The sequence below is a fragment of the Bradyrhizobium monzae genome, assembly GCF_021458635.1.
Taxonomy (GTDB): domain Bacteria; phylum Pseudomonadota; class Alphaproteobacteria; order Rhizobiales; family Xanthobacteraceae; genus Bradyrhizobium.
In genome coordinates this window covers 241,050-261,189 of record NZ_JAIRDQ010000004.1, presented here as the reverse complement: position 1 = coordinate 261,189, position 20,140 = coordinate 241,050, and the positions used below count along the sequence as shown (strand labels likewise).

At 63.8% G+C, this 20,140-nt stretch carries 19 protein-coding genes and 1 pseudogene; 7 read left to right on the top strand and 13 right to left on the bottom strand.

Annotated features, from left to right (window positions below):
• The 6 genes from soxB to soxX are packed head-to-tail and all read right to left on the bottom strand — an operon-like array spanning position 1 to position 4,167.
• Positions 1 to 1,746 (bottom strand): thiosulfohydrolase SoxB, encoded by a 1,746-nt coding sequence (soxB, locus tag K3F49_RS17650; RefSeq protein ID WP_234682221.1) that lies wholly within the window; start codon positions 1,744 to 1,746, stop codon positions 1 to 3.
• A gap of 55 nt (positions 1,747 to 1,801) precedes the next feature.
• Positions 1,802 to 2,107 (bottom strand): hypothetical protein, encoded by a 306-nt coding sequence (locus K3F49_RS17645; protein WP_234682220.1) that lies wholly within the window; start codon positions 2,105 to 2,107, stop codon positions 1,802 to 1,804.
• Entirely contained in the window at positions 2,104 to 2,967 is an 864-nt protein-coding gene (soxA, locus tag K3F49_RS17640; RefSeq protein ID WP_234682219.1) for a sulfur oxidation c-type cytochrome SoxA, read from the bottom strand. Before soxA ends, K3F49_RS17645 begins: the two co-directional genes overlap by 4 nt.
• The gene (gene soxZ / locus K3F49_RS17635; protein ID WP_234682218.1) at positions 2,967 to 3,278 is read right to left on the bottom strand and encodes a thiosulfate oxidation carrier complex protein SoxZ; all 312 of its coding nucleotides are present in this window, start codon (positions 3,276 to 3,278) and stop codon (positions 2,967 to 2,969) included. The genes soxA and soxZ overlap by 1 nt, the downstream gene beginning before the upstream one ends.
• 13 nt (positions 3,279 to 3,291) lie before the next feature.
• Entirely contained in the window at positions 3,292 to 3,777 is a 486-nt protein-coding gene (gene soxY, locus K3F49_RS17630) for a thiosulfate oxidation carrier protein SoxY (protein ID WP_234682217.1), read from the bottom strand.
• Between the two features lie 33 nt (positions 3,778 to 3,810).
• A complete protein-coding gene (gene soxX, locus K3F49_RS17625) occupies positions 3,811 to 4,167 on the bottom strand; it encodes a sulfur oxidation c-type cytochrome SoxX (RefSeq protein ID WP_234682216.1) in 357 nt (118 codons plus the stop codon).
• Between the two features lie 225 nt (positions 4,168 to 4,392).
• On the opposite strand from soxX, the gene K3F49_RS17620 reads away from it, so the two are divergent.
• Positions 4,393 to 5,064: a DUF938 domain-containing protein gene (locus K3F49_RS17620; protein ID WP_234682215.1), complete on the top strand. Its 672-nt coding sequence runs from the start codon at positions 4,393 to 4,395 to the stop codon at positions 5,062 to 5,064.
• Between the two features lie 116 nt (positions 5,065 to 5,180).
• Here the strand turns inward: K3F49_RS17620 and K3F49_RS17615 are convergent, their stop codons facing one another.
• Positions 5,181 to 7,253, bottom strand: a complete 2,073-nt coding sequence (locus K3F49_RS17615; protein ID WP_234682214.1) for a prolyl oligopeptidase family serine peptidase — start codon at positions 7,251 to 7,253, stop codon at positions 5,181 to 5,183.
• A 202-nt stretch (positions 7,254 to 7,455) separates the two neighbouring features.
• On the opposite strand from K3F49_RS17615, the gene K3F49_RS17610 reads away from it, so the two are divergent.
• Together K3F49_RS17610 and K3F49_RS17605 are read left to right on the top strand one after the other, a co-directional pair.
• The gene (locus K3F49_RS17610) at positions 7,456 to 8,703 is read left to right on the top strand and encodes an MFS transporter (RefSeq protein ID WP_234682213.1); all 1,248 of its coding nucleotides are present in this window, start codon (positions 7,456 to 7,458) and stop codon (positions 8,701 to 8,703) included.
• Between the two features lie 212 nt (positions 8,704 to 8,915).
• Positions 8,916 to 10,151: an MFS transporter gene (locus tag K3F49_RS17605; RefSeq protein WP_234682212.1), complete on the top strand. Its 1,236-nt coding sequence runs from the start codon at positions 8,916 to 8,918 to the stop codon at positions 10,149 to 10,151.
• A 121-nt stretch (positions 10,152 to 10,272) separates the two neighbouring features.
• On the opposite strand, the gene K3F49_RS17600 is transcribed toward K3F49_RS17605, so the two are convergent.
• A complete protein-coding gene (locus tag K3F49_RS17600; RefSeq protein WP_234682211.1) occupies positions 10,273 to 10,767 on the bottom strand; it encodes a VOC family protein in 495 nt (164 codons plus the stop codon).
• Positions 10,768 to 10,877: 110 nt separating this feature from the next.
• A complete protein-coding gene (locus tag K3F49_RS17595) occupies positions 10,878 to 11,423 on the bottom strand; it encodes a carboxymuconolactone decarboxylase family protein (protein ID WP_234682210.1) in 546 nt (181 codons plus the stop codon).
• Between the two features lie 135 nt (positions 11,424 to 11,558).
• On the opposite strand from K3F49_RS17595, the gene K3F49_RS17590 reads away from it, so the two are divergent.
• Both K3F49_RS17590 and K3F49_RS17585 read left to right on the top strand, forming a co-directional pair.
• Positions 11,559 to 12,758: an acyl-CoA dehydrogenase family protein gene (locus K3F49_RS17590; protein ID WP_234682209.1), complete on the top strand. Its 1,200-nt coding sequence runs from the start codon at positions 11,559 to 11,561 to the stop codon at positions 12,756 to 12,758.
• 155 nt (positions 12,759 to 12,913) lie between these two features.
• Positions 12,914 to 14,053, top strand: a complete 1,140-nt coding sequence (locus K3F49_RS17585; RefSeq protein WP_234682208.1) for an acyl-CoA dehydrogenase family protein — start codon at positions 12,914 to 12,916, stop codon at positions 14,051 to 14,053.
• Here the strand turns inward: K3F49_RS17585 and K3F49_RS17580 are convergent.
• Positions 14,051 to 14,384: pseudogene (locus tag K3F49_RS17580) on the bottom strand (IS5/IS1182 family transposase); the annotation flags it as partial. The gene K3F49_RS17585 and the pseudogene K3F49_RS17580 overlap by 3 nt on opposite strands.
• Positions 14,385 to 14,741: 357 nt before the next feature.
• On the opposite strand from K3F49_RS17580, the gene K3F49_RS39195 reads away from it, so the two are divergent.
• Both K3F49_RS39195 and K3F49_RS17575 read left to right on the top strand, forming a co-directional pair.
• Positions 14,742 to 14,867, top strand: coding sequence for a hypothetical protein (locus K3F49_RS39195; protein ID WP_276575393.1), 126 nt, complete (start codon positions 14,742 to 14,744; stop codon positions 14,865 to 14,867).
• Between the two features lie 19 nt (positions 14,868 to 14,886).
• A complete protein-coding gene (locus K3F49_RS17575; RefSeq protein ID WP_234682207.1) occupies positions 14,887 to 16,398 on the top strand; it encodes a DUF1254 domain-containing protein in 1,512 nt (503 codons plus the stop codon).
• A gap of 586 nt (positions 16,399 to 16,984) precedes the next feature.
• On the opposite strand, the gene K3F49_RS17570 is transcribed toward K3F49_RS17575, so the two are convergent.
• The 3 genes from K3F49_RS17570 to K3F49_RS17560 form a co-directional block, all read right to left on the bottom strand.
• Positions 16,985 to 18,157, bottom strand: coding sequence for an MFS transporter (locus tag K3F49_RS17570; protein ID WP_234682206.1), 1,173 nt, complete (start codon positions 18,155 to 18,157; stop codon positions 16,985 to 16,987).
• 246 nt (positions 18,158 to 18,403) lie between these two features.
• Complete coding sequence (locus K3F49_RS17565; RefSeq protein ID WP_234682517.1) at positions 18,404 to 19,441, bottom strand: amino acid ABC transporter substrate-binding protein; 1,038 nt, start codon at positions 19,439 to 19,441, stop codon at positions 18,404 to 18,406.
• 54 nt (positions 19,442 to 19,495) lie between these two features.
• Positions 19,496 to 20,089, bottom strand: coding sequence for a L,D-transpeptidase (locus K3F49_RS17560; RefSeq protein ID WP_234682205.1), 594 nt, complete (start codon positions 20,087 to 20,089; stop codon positions 19,496 to 19,498).
• Between the last annotated feature and the right edge of the window lie 51 nt (positions 20,090 to 20,140).

Below are 20,140 nucleotides of genomic sequence, written 5' to 3'. Positions count from 1 at the left end.
CTATCCTGCAACGCCCGAATTGCCGTCGACGCCTTTCAGCGTGACGCCTGAGCCGAGCCGCTCCTGAAACATCCGGCCGGAGCGCAGATACTTGCCGACGACGTCCCACACCGGGGCGCCCTGCTGGTCGTTGACCGAGGCCCAGCCGGCGACCTTGTAGCGCCTGTTGGCGCTGAGCGCCTTGCCATTGGGGAGCTTGAGCTCGGAGATGCGGCTACCGATCGCGTTGGTGGGGCTGCAGGCGTAGCTGAGCCCGCCGGCCCGCACCATGTCACCGCCCTGCTGATAATAGGGATCGGCGTTGAAGAGATTGTCGCAGATGTCTTCCAGCACGTCCTTGATTTGGCCGCCGGTCATCTCCTGCACATAAGTCTCGGGATAGGTGATCGCGGTCTCCGCGAGCACATCCTCCATGGTCATCGGCTGGCCCGACAAGGCGGTGATGCCCCAGCGGAAGCCCGGCGACAGCGCGATCTCGGCGTCGAGCTCGGTGCGCAGCGCGGTGCAGATCAACTCGTCGATGGGGCCGACGAAATTGTCGCGGCGATAGAGCAGCCGGTCCGGCGTTGCGACTTTCTCCGACCAGTCGGTCACGTGCGGCGCGCGCAGCTTTCCGATCAGCTCGGCCATCGCAGCGTCGGGCTTCAGCAACTCGGAATAGACCGGCAGCAGATGATATTTGACGTCGCTGACCTTGCCCTTTTCGAGCGCGAGATCGAGCACGGCGAGAAATTTACCGTTCGAGCCGGCATTGGTGACGAGCGTCGTGCCGCTCGGGTTCTTCACGGCGATCGGTTGTGGCACGGCGTCATGGGTGTGGCCGCCGAGGATGACGTCGATGCCCGTGACGCGGCTTGCGAGCTTGAGGTCGACGTCCATGCCGTTGTGCGACAGCAGGATCACCGCATCGACCTTGTCGCTGCCGCGCAACGCATCGACATGCCTCTGCAGCTCTTCCTCGCGGATGCCAAAGGTCCAGTCCGGCGTGAAGCGCTTGGGATGCGCGATCGGCACGTAAGGAAAGGCCTGGCCGATGATCGCGACGCGATGGCCGCCGATATCCTTGATGGTCGACGGCTTGAACACGCGCCCCGTCGCTTTGTCGAAGGCGGGGGCATCGTTGAACGCCGCTTCCTCGGTCAGGAAGATGTTCTGCGCCAGAAACTCGCCCTTGAAATGCTCGAGATTCTCCCGCAGCACCTGCTCGCCATAGGTGAACTCCCAATGCCCGGTCATGGCCTCGATGCCGAGCAGATTCGCGACCTCGACCATGTCGCGGCCCTGCATGATGTTGGCGAGCCCGGTGCCCTGCCAGAGGTCGCCGCCGTCGACCAGCATGGCACGCTTGTCGCCGACATCACCGCGCAGGCGGTCGATCAGCGTTTTCAGATGGGCGAAGCCGCCGAGCTTGCCGAAACGTCCGGCGGATTTCTCGAACTCGACACAGGAGAAGGCATAGGCCTCGGCGCTGTCGGGCCGGATGCCGAAGTGCTCCAGGAAAGCGCGGCCGACCAGATGCGGCGGCCGTCCCGCCATCTCGCCAATGCCGATATTGACGCTGGGCTCGCGGAAATAGACCGGGTTGAGCTGCGCATGCGTGTCGGTGAGGTGCAGGATCCGTGCGTTGCCGAACCGCTCGATGTCGTAAATGCTCGCGGTCTCGGTGCCGCGTGCAAACCGCGGCAGCACAAGCGATGCGGCAGCAATTGCTGAGCCCCTCAGGAAATCGCGGCGGCGGATCGCCATCACTAATTCTCCGCGCCTATTTCTCGGCAGTTCGACGGTTCCGGTGTCATCAAGTCTAGCGGATTTCCATCGTCTTCCAGGCCTCTTTTTCAGAGGTCGCCTGGAAGATTGACGCCTTCGCCAGCGCTTCGGCTTCCCTGGCTGCGGTCACGGCGCGGTCGAAATCGCCGCCATCGCCCGCCTTCTTGGCGGCCGCCAGCGTCGAGACGGTCGTGGTCCACTGGTTGCGCATGTCGGCTGCCTCCTTGGAAGCACTCTCCGCGGCAGCATAGGCCGCCTTGTAGTCTGCTTCGGTTGCCGCGCGCGCCATCGGCGCGAAGCTCAGGGCCAGCAACATGGCGAGAGGAAGTGACCGCTTCATGGCCGCGCTCCCGGTCCGGAAATCGGCAGGCCGTTGGCGACGTAGGAGAGGAAATATTCGACGTCGCGATATTCATCGGCCTGCGGCTCCAGCGGAACCGCGCGGGTCTGGCTGTTGCAGGTGACGAAGCGGCGGCTGGTGGTGCCCATGCCGCTCCATTCGGAGCGGTAGATCGGCAGTGCGTTCAAGATGCCGAGCGCCGGCGCCAGGATCTCGGCGCGGATGCGCTCGCCCGGGCTCTGCACATGGCAGCTCGCGCAGGAGAAGTTCATCTGGCCGCGGCGGGTGTAGAAATAGCGCTTGCCGTTCTCGAACGCTTGCAGCGCGCGCGGATCATCCGGTATCCTGATGTCCATCGGCTTGCCGCGCGAGGTGAAGGCCATGTACGCCGTGAGCGAAGCCATCTCGTCCTTGACGTAGGAGTAGGGTGCTTCGCCATTGGCCTCGCGGCAGCGGTTCAGCGCGAGCTCCAGCGTGACAACCTTGCCTTCCTTGGTGTCGAAATAGGGATAGTTTTGGCGAATGCCGATGCCGCCGTTCGGGAAGCAGTCGGCATAGGTCTTGCCGTTCTTGAACGGCGTCGCAAACATTTCCTTGCCGGCGTCGAGCGCGAACTCGTAGGGCGGAAACTCTTCCTTCTCCTGCCACTGCCGCTTCATGTCCTCATTCATGGAATAAGGACCGTTGACGAAATCCTCGTGCTTCACGTTTGGAAACTTCTGGAAGAAGAAGTTTTGGAACGCCTTGGCATCGGCAACGGGGTCGACCTTGTCGGCCGCGATCACGCGCGGCGAGGTGAGTGCGAACGCGACGAGCGCGGCGCTCAACGAGCCAAGCAGGAGGGCAGTGCGGGCCTTCATCACGCGATCTTTGCGGTGGTCTGGTCGGACCCACCCTTGTTGTCGGTCCAGGAGATTTTGAGGTCGTCGCCCTTCTTGGCGCCCTTGAAGCTGAACTTGACGTAGGGGTCCTTGGAGACTGCGGTACCCCAATTGGCGACGAACACGTCCTTGCCGTTACATTCGAACTTCAGCTGCTGGATGTAGTGCGCGGGGATCAGCTCGCCCTTGGCGTCCTTGACCAGGCCGGTATCCATGGGGTGCTGGATCAGCGTCTGCACCTCGGTGATGTCGCCGTTGGATGTTGCACGTACGCGAATGCTGGATGCCATCGGATTGATCCTCCTAACCGCCGCAGCCGCCGACGGTGACCTTGACCTCCTTGGTCGCGCTGTAGAGCTTGCCGTCGGCTTCCACGATCGCGGTCACGGTGCTGGTCTTGGCCATCTTCAAGCGGTTGGCGACAGCAGGCATGGTGCCGTCGGGAATCTTGTAGGAGGCTGCGAGCGCGTTCGGGTTCTCGGCGACGAAGAGCGAGATCGAGCTGACCTTGTCCAGCGTCGTCGCCACTGCGATCGGCACCACGCCGCCGTTCTCGGCAATCTCGGGCGCATCGAGCTTGACCTTGTCGGAGGGCTCGGCGGTCTTGCCGAAGAGCGCCTTGATCGCGTCGGCCTCGTTCTTCAGCTTGAACGCCTCTTCCGGATATTTGTCATTGGCCGCGGCGAGCGCGGGCGCGAACGGCAGATTGCCGAGGCCGAGCAGCGCGACCGAGGCCGCGCCCTGAAGGATCAGGCGCCGCGTCGGATGAGGGTCGGTGTGTGTGGTCATCTCAGGTCTCATCTGGGTTTTCCGGGCTCGCCGTTACAGCGTCTGCAGGAAATCAACGATCGCGTTGATCTCCTGGTCGGTCAAAAGCCGGTTGCGGCCGAACGGCGGCATCATGGTCTGCGGATTGCGCTTGGTCTCGTCGAACAGGATTGCGACCAGCTCGTTGCGGTCGGGGTATTTTGCCTTGATGTCCTTCAGCTCCGGCCCGATCGTGCCCGGCAAGTCGCCGCCCTTGATGGCGTGGCAGGTCAGGCAATTGCCCTTGCCGCGGTCGAAGGCGAGCTTTTGGCCGTCGGCGATTGCGGACTGCGCCCATGCCGGGCGCATGGCGAGGCCTGTGAGGACGACCAGCGCGAGGAGCAGGGCGGGCTTGCGAGGAAAGGCGGTCAAGGCGTCGTTCCGAGGCTTATGATGTCGGCAAGAGATAGTGTTCAAAAGCACAAAGGGCATGCCCTGACAATCAAGACTATGCAGGGCGCAAAATGGCGTTAATATCTTCCGCATTGCAACTGAAGAGATAGATCGTTCATCAAGCCGGCTTTAACCGGCAAAGTCCGGGGGGCGTTTTGCCCTTGTTGCGTTTTCGTCTGCTTTCTTGTTTTTTGGGGATATGAATTGGCTGAATATGTCGTTGAATTTGGCAGGGACGGCGGGAGGGTCGAATCCGACGGCCGTCTCGATGCGCCGGCCTTCCATCGCAATCACGAGCCGCTCTGGGCGGCGCTCGGAAAGCATCTCGCAGGCCAGTCGGGCGACGTGGTCGAGGTCGGCAGTGGAACCGGCCAGCACGTGGTCCATTTCGCCCGCCATACGCCCGATCTGGTCTGGTGGCCGAGCGACCTCAATCAGCGCCACGTGAAGAGCATCGAGGCCTGGCGCGTGCATTCGGGCCTGACAAACATCCGCTCGCCGTTGCGGATCGATCTTGTCGATCCCGACTGGTGCCCGGAGATGAAGAGCGGGCGGGGGCCGAACAATCTGGCCGCCGTGTTCTGCGCCAATGTCATTCACATCGCACCCTGGACCGTGGCCGAGGGCCTGTTCGCCGGCGCCGGCCGTTATCTGCGGTCCGACGGCCAGCTGTTCCTCTACGGCCCGTTCAAGCGCGACGGCAAGCACACCGCACTCAGCAACGCCGTGTTCGACACCTCCTTGCGCGAAGGCAATCCCGAATGGGGCGTGCGCGACATCGGCGATGTCGAAAAACTCGCGCGCGGTGCGGGCTTGAGGCTGGTCGATACGATCGACATGCCCGCGAACAATCTGACGCTGGTGTTTGGGCGTTAACAGGTCGTCATGCCCGGGCTTGTCCCGGGCATCCACGTTCTTCGTGCTAAGCGGCTAGTCGTGGATGGCCGGGTCAAGCCCGGCCATGACGATGGGGAGGCATCGGCGTCCAACCGCTAACCTTCATCCACCCACCCGATCTTCTCCTTCAAAAACTGAAAGCCGAGCACCTGGAAGCCGGCGCGCTCCTTGTTGTCCTTGCCGTAGCCGTGGCCGCCGGCGGCGGGCTCGTAGAACCAGGCGTCGTAGCCCATCGCCTGCAGCTTTGCCGCCATCTTGCGCGCGTGTCCGGGGTGGACGCGGTCGTCGCGCCGCGTCGTGGCGATCAGGATCGGCGGATAGGGTTGGCCGGGCTTTGCGTTGTGATAGGCGGAGTAGGTCTTCAGCCACTCCCATTCCTCGGGCTTGTCGGGGTCGCCATATTCCGCGATCCAGCTCGCGCCCGCGAGCAGCTTGGTGTAGCGGCGCATGTCGATCAGCGGGATGGTGCAGAACAGCGCGCCGAAGCGCTCGGGGTATCGCACCAGCATGTTGGTGATGAGGATGCCGCCGTTCGAACCGCCTTGCGCGGCGATCCGCCTTGGCTGCGTCACGCCGCGGCGGACGAGATCGGCGGCGACTGCCGCGAAATCATCATGCGACAGCTTCTTGCCGGCGTATCGCCCCGCATCGTGCCAGCGCGTGCCGAACTCGCCGCCGCCGCGCAAATTGGCCTGCACCGTCGTGCCGCCGCGCTCCAGCCACAGCTTGCCGAGCGACGAATTGTATTGCGGTTTCACCGCGAGCCCGAAGCCGCCATAGGCGCTCATATAGACCGGCGCATCGCCGGTCTCACCGGCTGGACCGGTCTGCACATAGGGAATGCGCTCGCCGTCGATCGAGATCGCCTCGTGTTGCGTCACCACGAGGCCGTCGGCGTTGAAGGTCTTCGGCGCCTGCTTCAGCACCGTCGGACTTTCGACGCCGCGCTCGACCAGCCTCAGCGAAGGCGGCGTCAGCGGATCCTGCACATTGGCGAGCAGGTCGCCGTTGCTTTCGGATTCATGATGATCGAAGCGCCAGACATCGACGACGCCGATTCCCGGGAGCCCGCGCAGGGTTTCGCGGCTCCAGCCGGTGGGAGACGGCGTGCAGATCTCGAAGACCGGCCGCAGCTCGTCGAGAATGGACAGCAGCAGCTTGCCGTCGGCCCAGGAAAATCCCTGGAGCGCGCGGCGCGCGCCTGGTGCGAAGACGACGGTGAAGTTGCGATCTCCAGCGAGAAAGGCCGACAGCGAAATGCCGAGCACACTGTCCGCGGTGTGGGTGACGCCGGCCACGGTCCATGCCGAGCGCAGCTTGATCGCGAACCAGTCGCGGTGAGCCTGCAGCCAGATGTCGGAGGGAAGGTCGAGCTTTATGGTCGCGCCGGTTTCGGTGCCCAGCCAGACGTCGAACTTGAAGAAGTCGAGCCGGTCGACGAACCAAACCCGCGGCGTCTCGCCGGTGCGGTCGACGTCGCAAGAGGCGCTCATGCGATCCGGCGTGGTCTCGAAGACCACGCGAGCATTCTCGACAGGCTCGCCGCGCCGCCACAACCGCACCGTCCGCGCATAGCCGGAGCTCGTCGCCATGGCTTCGCCGCCATAAGCGCTCGACAGCAGCAGCGTGTCGGCATCGACCCAATCGACGCCGCCCTTGGCTTCCGGCAGGGTGAAGCCTCCGGCAGCGAAGCTCTTCGTGTCGAGGTCGAACTCGCGCAAGGTGACGGCGTCGCTGCCGCCCCGCGACAGGCTCAGGATCGTCTGCGGCACGTCGCCCGGAAACGAGCTCGACCAATTGAGAAGCCAGTCCTCGCCTTCTTCCGCCGCGAGCTTGTCGATATCGAGCAGCGTCTCCCAGGCCGTCTCGGGCTTGCGAAATTCCGCCATCGTGGTTCGTCGCCACAGGCCGCGCGGGTTTTTCGCGTCCTTCCAGAGATTGTAGAGCAGGCCGTGGCTGCGGCTGACATAGGGGATGTTGTCCGATCGGTCGTAGATCGACGCAAGGATGTCGCGGTCGCGTTCGAACGCCGCGCCGCCGAATCTGTCCAGCGTCAGGCGGTTCTGCCGCGCCACGAAATCGAGCGCGCGAGCGCCTTCGACCTCTTCCAGCCAGAGCCAGGGATCGTCGTCGGGCGCGCTGAGCGTAGGCTTGTGATCGACGGACATGAACAAGACTCCTGAGATCGCGCGGCGGATAGGATTTGATCGCGCGCAAGCCGTCAAGAGCGCCGCCCGGTATGGTCCATCCGATTGCGTCAGAGGCATGGCCTGCGCCCGTTTGCGCCGGTTGCCCGCCCTCCCGCGCCCCGCCATAGTGCCGGGAATCACCAAGCCTTTTGCTTAAAAGACCCTGCGGGCGGAAATGCCGATGTTAGACGTGACTTCAGCCAATGAGATTGCCGACGACGTCCGCGTGCGCGGCAATGTGGTGCGCCTCGCCGCAGCCCAGGCGCTGACCGGCGCCAATTCGGCGGTGATCTTCGCCACCGGCTCGATCGTCGGCGCCACGCTCGCGCCCGACATGTCGCTCGCGACCGTGCCGCTGTCGATGTACGTGGTCGGGCTCGCGGCCGGTACGCTGCCGACCGGCGCGATCTCGCGCCGCTTCGGCCGCCGCTGGGCTTTTGTCATCGGCACCGGCCTCGGTGCGCTCACCGGTGTCATCGGCTCGTTCGCGATCCTGCACGCCTCGTTCGCGCTGTTCTGCCTCGCGACCTTCCTCGGCGGCCTCTATGGCTCGGTGGCGCAATCCTACCGCTTCGCGGCGGCCGACGGCGCCAGCGCGGCCTATCGGCCGAAGGCCGTGTCGTGGGTGATGGCGGGCGGCGTGTTCGCCGGCGTGCTCGGTCCGCAGCTCGTGCAATGGACCATGGAGATCTGGTCGCCCTATCTGTTCGCCTTCAGCTTCCTGGTGCAGGCGGCGGTCGCCCTGGTTGCGATGGGCATCGTCGCCGGCGTCGACATGCCGAAGCCGGCCCCGGCCGATCTGCACGGTGGCCGGCCGCTACTCGAGATCGTGACCCAGCCGCGCTTCATCGCGGCCGCACTGTGCGGCGTCATCTCCTATCCTATGATGAATCTGGTCATGACGTCGGCGCCGCTCGCCATGAAGATGTGCGGACTGAGTCTGTCCGATTCCAATTTCGGCATTCAATGGCACATCGTCGCGATGTACGGCCCGAGCTTCTTCACCGGCGCGCTGATCGCCCGCTTCGGCGCACCGAAGATCGTCGCCGCCGGCCTGCTGCTGGAAGCGGGTGCCGCCGGCATCGGCCTCTCCGGCATCACCGCGATGCATTTCTGGGCGACGCTGATCGTGCTCGGCGTGGGCTGGAATTTCTCCTTCATCGGCGCCTCCGCGCTGGTGCTGGAGACGCATCGGCCGCAGGAGCGCAACAAGGTGCAGGCCTTCAACGATTTCCTAGTGTTCGGCATGATGGCGATCGGCTCGTTCTCCTCCGGGCAGTTGCTTGCGAATTACGGCTGGTCCGCGGTGAACATGGTGGTATTCCCGCCGGTCGTGCTCGGTCTCGCGGTGCTCTCGCTGGCGTCCTGGGCCCGCCGCCGCAAGGCGCAGCTGGACGCGGCCATGGGCGAGTTCCCGGACGCACTTTAAGTGGCAGGAGACTGTCAGCAACGTTGATACTTCGATCCAGGTCGAAGTGATTTTTGGATGAGGGTTTATTAGATGTCGTCATGGCCGGGCCTTGTCCCGGCCATCCACGTCTTAGGCGCGCGGATCGAAGAACGCGGATGCCCGGGCATAGGCGAGCGGAAGCGACGCCGTCCTTCAGACGGCTATGCCCGGGCATGACGGAGTAAGCGGCAATGCTCGACAATCCTCAGACTCCGGCGATCGACGAATCCTCGCTCCGCTACGAAGGCTGGCGCATCGTCGCCGTCTGCTTTCTGCTCGCGACCTTCGGTTGGGGCCTCGGCTTCTATGGCCAGAGCGTCTATGTCGCCGAGCTGCAGCGCGCGCGGGGTTGGCCGGCCTCGCTGATCTCCTCGGGCACCACGTTCTTTTATCTGTTTGGTGCACTGCTGGTCGTCTTCGTCGGCGAGGCCGTCCGCAAATACGGCCCGCGCATCTGCCTGATCGCCGGCACGCTGGCGATGGCGGCAGCTAGCGTCGCAATCGGCGCGGTGCGCGAGCCCTGGGAGCTATATCTGGCGAACGCCGTGCTCGCCTTCGGCTGGGCCGGCACCAGCCTCGCCATGATCACCAACACCATCAGCCTCTGGTTCGACCAGAAGCGCGGCATGGCGATCAGCCTGGCGCTGAACGGCGCCAGTTTTGGTGGCATCGTCGGTGTGCCGCTGCTGGTGATGATGATCAGCCATATCGGATTCGGAAACGCGATGTTCGCCACGTGCGGCGCCATGCTGGTGCTGCTCGTGCCGGTGATCCTGCTGGTCGTCGGCCGGCCGCCCGATCTCCATGGCCGGCATGGAGCGGCGCCGGCAAAGCCGCAATCGTCGACGGAGATCCGCTCGCGCGCGCTGCGCGATGTCGGTTTCCTCACGGTGACGATTGCGTTCGCACTGGTGCTGTTCGCGCAGGTCGGCTTCATCGTGCACCTGATCTCGTTCCTCGATCCCGTGATCGGGCGCGAGCGCGCGGCCGTAGCCGTCGCGGTGCTCACCGCGATGGCGGTGATCGGCCGGGTCCTGTTCTCGATGGTGATCGACCGCCTCAACCAGCGGCTGGCATCGGCGCTGTCGTTCCTAAGCCAGGCCGCGGCGCTGTGCGTCGTGATCAATCTGCACAATGATTACGTGCTGATCGCAGCCTGCGCGGTGTTCGGCTTCTCGGTCGGCAACCTCATCACGATGCCGTCGCTCATCGTGCAGCAGGAGTTCGATTCCGCCTCGTTCGGCGTGCTGATCAGCCTCAACACCGCGATCAATCAGGTGACCTATGCGTTCGGCCCCGGCGTGGTCGGCTTCCTGCGCGACTGGTCCGGCGGCTATTCGCTGCCGTTCTATCTCTGTATTGTGCTGGAGGTGGCGGCGGCAGCGTTGATCATGGTGCGGGGCACGCCCCACACGAAGACTGCATAGGGGGCGACGGCGTCTCAACACACTCCGTCATTGCGAGCGCAGCGAAGCAATCCAGAGTCTTTCCGCGGTGGCAGTCTGGATTGCTTCGCTTCGCTCGCAATGACGACGGGAGGGAGCGGAGTTAGACCTCGCGCTGCTTCAACAACGCCTCCACATCCAGACGCTTCGTGAACATCGCGAGCTTCCCATCCGGCCCGAACGGCCACTGCTCCCGCGGCTTGTCCCAATACAGCTCCACGCCATTCTGATCGGGATCGCGCAGATACAGCGCCTCGGACACGCCGTGATCGCTGGCGCCGTCCAGCGCAATGCCGGCCGTCAGCACGCGATGCAACGCGTCCGCCAGTGCCGGCCGCGTCGGGTAGAGGATCGCGGTGTGAAACAGCCCGGTCGTGCCTGGCGGCGGCGGAGAGCCGCCCTTGCTTTCCCAAGTGTTGAGCCCGATGTGGTGATGATAACCGCCGGCCGAGATGAAGGCCGCGCCTGAGCCCATGCGCTGCATCAGCTCGAAGCCGAGCACGCCGCAATAGAAGCCCAGCGCACGATCGAGATCGGCGACCTTGAGGTGGACGTGGCCGATCCTTGTGCCGGCGGCGACGGCTGATGTTTGCGACATGTGGCTGCTCCGTTACCAGATCTCACTTAGGCCGCGCGTCGGGACAGTGCTACTGGCTGATCCCGAAACCCAGCGTTTCCGGATGCGCAATGGCGCATCCGGATGCGAAGCTATGACAGCTCCGGCACCTCGCCCTCCGGCAGTTCGAACGCGAACGTGTTCAGCGTCATCGACACCATCGTGTAATAGCCGCAGAGGCCAATCACCTCGACGACGCCGCGCGCGCTGAGCACGTTCACCGCCTCGTCGTAGAGGCCCTTCTCGACGCCGTGGCCCTCATGCAGCGACTTCGCGAGATCATAGATCATCTTGGCCTTGGGATCGTCGAAAGCCGGCGTGCGGCGATCGCGGATCGCGTCGATGATTTTGGGATCCATGCCGCCCGCCAACGCGAGGCGCTTATGCGCATACCATTCGTAGTGCGCAGTCCAGTGCCGCGCCGTCACCAGGATCGCGATCTCCGAGAGCTTTGCCGGGAAGATGGTGTCGTAGCGCAGGACCTCGCCGAGCCGCGTGGCGTGACGGGCCATGTCGGGGCTGTTGAGCCAGGCCATCATCGGCGCCGGCGGCTTGCCGCGTTTGCCGGCAATCGACTCGTCATAGGTCTGCCGCTGGCTCTCGTTCATTTCGCCAGGCGAAAGAAGTTTCAGGCGCATTCTCGTTTCCTCTTTGTTTTCAAGCACCGCCGCGGCGTGACTATAGCCGATGACGCGGCACGGAAGTGGTTGAATTCCGCAGTGCGATGGCCCAGAGTCGTGCCCAACAAGTCTTTTGAATTAGTGGAAACGACCATGAGCGAAACTGAGACGGCCGATCTCGAACAATTCCGCAGCGAGACCCGCGCCTGGCTGGAAGCCAATTGTCCGCCGGAGATGCGCAAGCCCGCGGCGTCGGATGGCGACGTGTTCTGGGGCGGGCGCAACGCAAAGTTCTCGTCCGAGCCGCAGCGCATCTGGTTCGAGCGCATGCGCGACAAGGGCTGGACCGTGCCGGACTGGCCGAAGGAATATGGTGGCGGTGGCCTCAGCGCGGCCGAGCACAAGGTGCTGCGTTCGGAGATGGGAAGAATCGGCGCGCGCCCGCCGCTGTCGAGCTTCGGCATCTGGATGCTCGGGCCGGCGCTCTTGAAGTACGGCAACGAGGCGCAGAAGAAGGAGCATCTGCCAAAAATCGCCGCGGGCCTGATCCGCTGGTGCCAGGGGTATTCCGAGCCGAACGCCGGCTCCGATCTCGCTTCGCTGCAGACCCGCGCCGAGAGCGACGGCGACGATTTCGTCATCACGGGATCGAAGATCTGGACGTCCTACGCCAACTACGCCGACTGGATCTTCTGCCTGGTACGCACCGACTCGGCTGCGAAGAAGCATGACGGCATCAGCTTCATCCTGTTCGACATGACGTCGAAGGGCGTCACCACCAAGCCGATCCTGCTGATCTCCGGCTACTCGCCGTTCTGCGAGACCTTTTTCGACGGCGTCCGCGTGCCTAAGTCGCATGTGGTCGGCACCGTCAATCGCGGCTGGGACGTCGCGAAATATCTGCTGCAGCACGAGCGCGCGATGATCTCCGGCATGGGCGAGCGCGGCGTCGGCCGTCCGCTCGGCCAGATCGCGGCCGACTCGGTCGGCTCGGATGCACAAGGCAAGCTCGACGATTCGATGCTGCGTGGCCGGATCGCGAATTTCGACGTCGACGAGGCCGCGCTCGCGGCCTGCGCCGAGCGCGCGGTCGATCTCGCCAAGGCCGGTCAGGCGCATCCGGCGTTTTCGTCGGCGATGAAATATTACGGCACCGAGCTGAACAAGCGTCGCTACGAGATCCTGATGTCGGCTGGCGGCGTCGATGCGCTGGAATGGGAGAGCGAGCGCTCGCGCCAAGGCGCCCGCTCGCGCGCCTGGCTGCGCACCAAGGCCAACTCGATCGAGGGCGGCACGACGGAGGTGATGCTCGGCATCGTCGCCAAGCGCATCCTGGATTTGCCGGGGGCTTGAGCACGTTCTCACCACACGTCATTCCGGGGCGCGCGACGCGCGAGCCCGGAATCCATCTCACTGCAGGAATGCCGTCCGATGGATTCCGGGCCTGGCCCTTCGGGCCATCCCGGAATGACGAAAGCAAATAGACTTCGAAATTCGGAAACACGCACATGGCCCTCGTCCTCACCGAAGAACAATCGATGCTCCGCGATAGCGCGCGCGGGCTGATCAGCGACAAGGCGCCGGTGTCGCACCTGCGATCTCTACGCGATTCCAAGGATCCCACCGGCTTCTCCAAGGAGCTGTGGCACTCCTTCGCCGAGATGGGCTTTTCCGGCTTGCTGGTGCCGGAAGAATTCGGCGGCAGCGGTCTCGGCTTCATGGAAGCCGGAATCGTCATGGAGGAGATCGGCCGCACGCTGATGCCGTCACCGTTCCTGGCCACCTCAGTGGTCGCGGCCTCGGCGCTGAACCGCGGCGGCAATGCCGCGCAGAAGTCGGAGTTCTTGCCGAAAATTTCCAACGGCTCGCTGCTCGCGACGCTCGCGATCGACGAAGGCGCAAAGCATCGCCCGCTGCAGACGAGCTTGCAGGCCGTGCGCGCCGGCAACGGTTTCAAACTCTCGGGTGCCAAGGCGCTCGTCGTCGACGGCCATGTCGCCGATCTCTTCATCGTCGCTGCGCGCACCGCAGGCTCCGCCGGCGAGCGCGACGGCCTGACGCTGTTCCTGGTCAACCCCAAGGCCAAGGGCGTTGCGATCGAGCGCACCATCATGGTCGACGCGCACAACGCGGCGCGGATCGAGCTTTCCAATGTCGAGGTCGATGCCGACAGCGTGCTCGGCGAGGTCGATCAGGGCGCGGCGCTGCTCGACGGCGTGCTCGATATCGGCCGCGGCGCGGTCGCCGCCGAAATGGTGGGCCTCAGCGACGAGGTGTTCAACCGCACCGTCGAATACCTCAAGAACCGAAAGCAGTTCGGCAAGCTGATCGGCGAATTCCAGGCACTGCAGCACCGCGCGGCCGAGCTCTATGTCGACATCGAGATCACCCGCGCCGCCACCATGAAGGCGCTGCAGGCGCTGGATGCGGACGTCGCCAAGGCGGCGTCAGCCGTCGCTGTTGCCAAGGCGCGCGCCGGCACCACCGCAACCCGCGCGGTGCAGGAGGGCGTGCAGATGCATGGCGGCATGGGCATGACCGACCAGTTCGACATCGGCTTCTTCATGAAGCGCGCACGCGTGTGCGAGGAGTTGTTCGGCGACACGAATTACCACACCGAGCAACTGGCGCGGGCGCGGGGGTATTGAGACGAGGGTACCACCGGCACGATCGAGGGCGTGGAGCAGAACCGAACACAGCCGGCTGTCATGCGCCTCACCTTCCGTGAGGGCGAGATGGACCGGCAGGCCATCGGTGTCCACCACCGCGTGGATCTCGCTGGTCAGGCCATCTCGTGAGCGATCCCTATCTTCCTGATTGTTGTCCGCGATACAGGCTCCGTGCTGATGCACGCGCATGTTGAAGGTATCGCTCATTTGCACCGCCGCGTCATGACCGGCAGCCAGTGCCGTCCATGACGTGGTCCCCGACGCCAGCCCGTCGCCACCGAACCAAGCGATTGTAACAGGTGGTGCGGGGTCTTGGGCAGCGCCGTCAACCCGCAATGCCCCGTTTTCATGTCGCTAACGCTTTGAATTGACTTGCGCTTTCGTCGGCGCCGCGGATCTGACCGGACTCGCTGCCGGCTCGCCCCAATCGCGCATGACCCGAAGCCGACTCGGCCGCTAGGAAGCAGCGACGTCGTTCTCGGGGGGTGGAGTGGACGGACGTGGGACAGCACACGTCGGGACCTTACAGTCTGGACCCCAATGCTGAACTCCCTTGATTTAGATCAACCCCGCCGTGTGCCATTCCCAATACGCCCCAGCATTCAGAGGACCCGAAACGGCTTCGTTTTTCTGGCAATGGCGATCCAGTGAAGCCACGGAGCCTACGATGCTCATTGGCCAGCTCAGGCTCGGGATGCCCGGAACCGCCACCGTGTTTGCAGAGAACGCCGGCGTCATTGGCGTGCTCATGTCGATCCTGGTCTGGATCAGCTCGTATACAGCGTATCTTTAACAGCGAGGGAGGACCCACCATGTACCGTCGCAATGCTCTGAAGATTGGGGCGGCCGCCTGGCTGATCTTTTCGATGGATACGATGGCGCTCGCTCAGACGCCAAAAATGAAAATGAGCACCGAGATCCCGCCATCACTCATTACGAAGGACACGGTGGAAACTCGCCTTGGAAAGCTCAAGTTCACCGACGGCTTTCCCGACAGCGAAACCGTCGACAAGGTCTTTAGCAATCTCGACTTCCAGCGCGGCGTTCAGGCCTATATGACCGCATTGCCGGGCGTTTCGATTGAAGCAGTCCGCCGTAGCTCCGCTGATTTCGGTGCGGTCAACCAGACCGTCCTGATCGCAGAGCAACTGCTGGACTCCAAATCGCTGTTCCTGACCGCTAACACCACCACGCCCTATACTGTGCTCCTTCTAAGCACCAAGGATGGTCCGCTGGTCATCGAAGTACCTCCGGAGGTGCTCGGTCCAATCGACGATGCCTGGTTCCGATGGGTTACCGACGTTGGCTTCACCGGACCGGACAAGGGTAAAGGCGGCAAGTACCTGCTGCTGCCGCCGGGCTACACCGGCGCGGTGCCCGATGGCTACTTTGTTGCTCGTTCACGCACTGTAGGAAACCTGCTCTTCTTTCGAACCTTCCTGAAAGATGGCGACCCGAAACCCGGCGTCGATATGGTGAAGAAGGCCTTGCGGGTATATCCGCTCAGTCAGAGCGCAAATCCGCCTGCCATGAAGTTCGTCGACATCTCCGGCAAGGCGTTCAACACAATCGGCCCCGCTGACTATTCGCTTTTTGAGTTTCTCAATCGCTTCATTCAGGATGAGCCAAATGATGCGCTCGACCCGGATACGCTGGGCCTGTTCGCCGCCATCGGGATCGAGAAGGGCAAGCCTTTCGCGCCTGACACTCGCATGAAGGGGATACTTGAAGAGGCGGCGGCGGTAGGCGATGCCACGGTTCGCTCCCTCATGTATCGCGCGAGAATCAAGGAGGCGTACTTCTACCCGGACAGCGCGTGGATGACCGCGTTCATCGGAGGAAGTTACAAGTTCGAGGAAAACGGCGCCGTCAATCTGGACGCAAAGAGCATGTTCTTCTTCTACGCTACCGGCATATCGCCGGCGATGGCGATGAAGATGGTTGGAGAAGGCTCACAGTACGCCGCCGCTTTCGTCGACGCCAAGGGTAACCCCCTCGATGGAACGAAGACCTATAGACTGCACATGCCGCCGCGCATTCCTGCCAAGGAGTTCTGGTCGTTCACGGTGTACGACAATCAGACACGCTCGATGCTTCAGACGGATCAGCAGTTCCCTGCCGTCGGCAGCCTCACCAAAGGACTGCTGGTGAATGCGGATGGGTCGGTCGATGTCTACTTCGGTCCGAAGGCGCCAGCCGGGAAGGAAAACAACTGGATCCAGACGGTCCCCGGCAAGGGCTGGAACACTCTTCTGCGTCTCTACGCGCCGCTCGAAACCTGGTTTGACAAGAGCTGGCGCCCCGGAGAGATAGAGCCGATGTGAGTGACGCCAAGGATGGGCGCCTATACCGTCTGCGCGTGCCTGCGGCGGCGGCGAGCGGTTGTGGGGCCGCAGCTTCAGGCTCGACGATGTTGAGTTGATTGAGTAGTACCGACACAAGCCGGTGCCCTGGCCCGGCGCCGGTAACTTGTAACATTTTCGGAGCTGCCACCTGAGCGCGCGGGTGGCAAGGACCGCATTGGGTCACGTCGAGGCATTCCGCCGGTGAGTGCCCAATGACCGCTCGGGGCCCATCAGCGAAGTGGGGTACCCTACGAAGTGCGCTCGGAGTCACGGTCCGAGCCGCGCCAACTCTCATAACTCGCGACTTGGGAGAACCACTCTCGGTCTGGGATGCACCCGCGCGTCGCCCAGGACTAGGTGATGGCGTCGCGGAGGCTGTCGCGGTCCAGGATGCGGAGCAGCCGGTCGAACTTAGGCTGGCGGCCATTCGTTTCGAGATTGGCTCGAACTTGGTATCGGCGGCGTTGTTTTCAGTTTCATCTTTGAGCCGACGATCTCGACGCGACCGCGTGCGCCGGGGACCGGCATAGTCGTGATTGGGGCGGTCCCCGATTGAACGCGGCCCTTAGACCGCGCCTTCCTCGACCGCCGGAGCCGACCGGGGCGCGGAAACCAGCGCGGCGAAGCCCCCGAGCAGCGGCATGGCGACAAAAAGAGCGACCGCAGCGACGTCGAAGGCTATGCCCGCACTTCCGGCGCGGTGCGCGAAGACGCCCGCGATCGGCGGCAACGCCAGCATGCTCCCGTAGAACGCGGTGAAGAAGATTCCCATTCCGACCGCGCGCGCCTGGACGGGAAGCGCCCATGACGGCAGGCTGGCGAACGTCGCTCCGGATAGGCCGGCCACCAGCCCCAGTCCTGCGAAGATGAGAACGTCGTGGTCGGACACCGGGACGGCTGCCATCCCGACCGCGGCGAGCAGCAGGGATGCGGCAGCGATCCAGATGCCGGGGCCTCGCCGGATCGCAAGCGCGCCGCCGACTGGGATGGCCGCAATAGTGACCCACAGCGCGACACTGACGTGTGAGGCGGCGATCTCGGCCGTATAGCCCCTCTCGGTGAGAAGCAACGGACCGAACGCAAACGCATTGGCGAAAGTGGCATTGGCAATGCCACCGACCAAGCCTGCAATGGCCACCGCGGCCGTGACGGCCGCGCTTGGGAAGGCCGCGGACAACGGCGCGCCCGGTCGCGCCTGCTTCGGCAGCGCGACCAACAGGATTAGCGCCATCAGGGTCAGGATCACCAGTGCTACCGACGCCCCGATCAGCCCGAACTTGTCCGCGATCGGCGGCAACGCGATCAAAGCCAGCGCTATCCCGCACGGCCACGAGCCGGCGAGAGCCGCCATCGCAAGGCCGAACTGCCTACCAGCGAACATATCGGCGATCATCTTGGTGCCTGCGATGGTAAACACCACCCCGCCCGTGCCCGCGATGACTCTGGCCAGCAGGCGCGCGTTCCAGTCGCTCGACAGATCGACGACGGCGCCGGCGAACATCAGCGCCGCGCACAGGAGAAGCGTGGTTCGTTCGCCGAGCCTTTGGACCACTATTCCTCCAGGAAGCGCAACCAGGACGCTGGGCGCCAGATAGGCGCCGACCAGGATGCCGAGCCGGGCATAATCGAGGCCCTCCGCTCGAAGCAGCGGGCCGAGCGCTCCGACGCTTTCGAACTGCATGCCCATGACGCAACGCGCCGTGAAGAGCAGCGCTAGAATTCGCCATTTCGATTCCACGGGCGCCTCGGCATCCGACGATTGCATCCGGCCAGTGTTACGTCGAAGCTCCCGCGAAGCAAGCCGCGATCTCGGCTTGACCAAAAGGCCCTTTGCGTCATTTAGCTGCGCAGCAGAATTTGGTCGCTATCGAGGCATGGCGGACTCTGGCAAGCCGTGCGCTGGCAGATTTATGGGTTCACGATCTGGCCTGAATACGAGGTGTCGTCCCGGCGTTCCGCCGGGACGACACCAGGGAGAGTCGCCTTATCGCATCGGCGGCGCGTACTGCACGCCACCCGCGTTCCACAGCTGGTTCATGCCGCGCGGGATCTTCAGCGGCGACTTGTCGCCGATATTGCGCTCGTACATCTCGCCGTAATTGCCGACGCGGCGGATGATGCGCGCGGCCCAGTCCTTGGTCAGGCCGAGCTGCTCGCCGTAATTGCCATCGGTGCCGACCAGCCGCATCACTTCCGGCTTCTTCGACTTCAGGGCCTCGTCGATATTCTCCGAGGTGACGCCGAGCTCTTCGGCGTTGATCATCGCGTAGAGCGTCCACTTCACGATCATCATCCAGTCGTCGTCGCGCTGGCGCACGACGGGGGCGAGCGGCTCCTTGGAGATCATGTCGGGCAGGATCATGTGGTCGCCGGGCTTGGACATGTTCAGCCGCAGCGCATAGAGCTGCGAGACGTCGGCGGTGAGCGTGTCGCACTTGCCGGTGTCGTAGGCCTTCACCACGTCTTCCAGCTTGTCGAACTTCAGCAGCTCGTACTTCATGTTGTTGGCACGGAAGTAGTCGGCGAGGTTGAGCAGCGTGGTGGTGCCGGCCTGCACGCAGACCTTGCTGTCGGCGAGGTCCAGCGACGTCTCCTTGTTGCGGGAGCGTGGCACCATGAAACCTTCGCCGTCGTAATAGGCGACGGCCGGGAAGTAGAGATCGTAGTCGAGCTCACGCGACATGCTCCAGGTCGAGTTGCGCGAGAGGATGTCGACCTTGCGGCTCTGCAATTCCTTGAAGCGCTCGCTGGCGTCGAGCGGCACGAAGCGCGCCTTGTTCGGGTCGTCGAAGATCGCGGCCGCCACAGCACGGCAGAAATCGACGTCGAAACCGCTCCAGTTGCCCTTGTCGTCGGGGATCGAGAAGCCCGGCAGGCCCTTGTTGACGCCGCACAGCACTTCGCCGCGGCGCACCGTGCGCTTCAGCGTGCGGGTGTCGTAGAATTCGTAGATGACGGCCAGGGCGCCGACCAGCACGGCAACCGCGAGCCCGATCAGCAGGCCGCCTCGAAATGTGCGCATCATGTTGCTCTCTCGAAAAAATCGGGACAGGGAATCTGGAGGAGGGCGAGAAGTTTAGAGTTCAGGCTTCTGCCGGATGACCACCTTGGTGCCAACAGGGACGCGATCGTAGAGATCGGCGACGTCATTGTTGACGAGACGGAAGCAGCCCGAGGACACCTTGGTGCCGATCGTGTCGGGACGGTTGGTGCCGTGGATGCGGTAGACCGTGGTGCCCAGATACATGGCGCGGGCGCCGAGCGGATTGCCGGGGCCGCCGGCCATGAAGCGCGGCAGATAGGGCTGGCGCTGGATCATCTCCGTCGGCGGCGTCCAGTCCGGCCACTCCTTCTTGTTGGTGATGTTCACCAGTCCCTGCCACTGAAAACCGTCGCGGCCGACGCCGATGCCGTAGCGGATCGCGCGCCCGCCGGGCTGCACCAGATAGAGGTGGCGCTCGGTGGTCGAGATGATGATGGTGCCGGGCGGCTCGGTCGTACGGTAGTACACGACCTGCTTCTGCCATTCCGGATCGAGCTGATAGCTGTCGTCGGCGATCAGTCCGGGCTCGTCGCCGCGGTCCGGCTGCTGGGCGAAGGCTTGTGGCGCGGATAGGAACAGCCCCATCGCAGCCAACAATGTCCCAGTCAGACGACGAAAATCCGTCATTTCAAGCTCTCCCCGCTGCCACAGCGCAAATCGTTAGGAACCATCTGAACT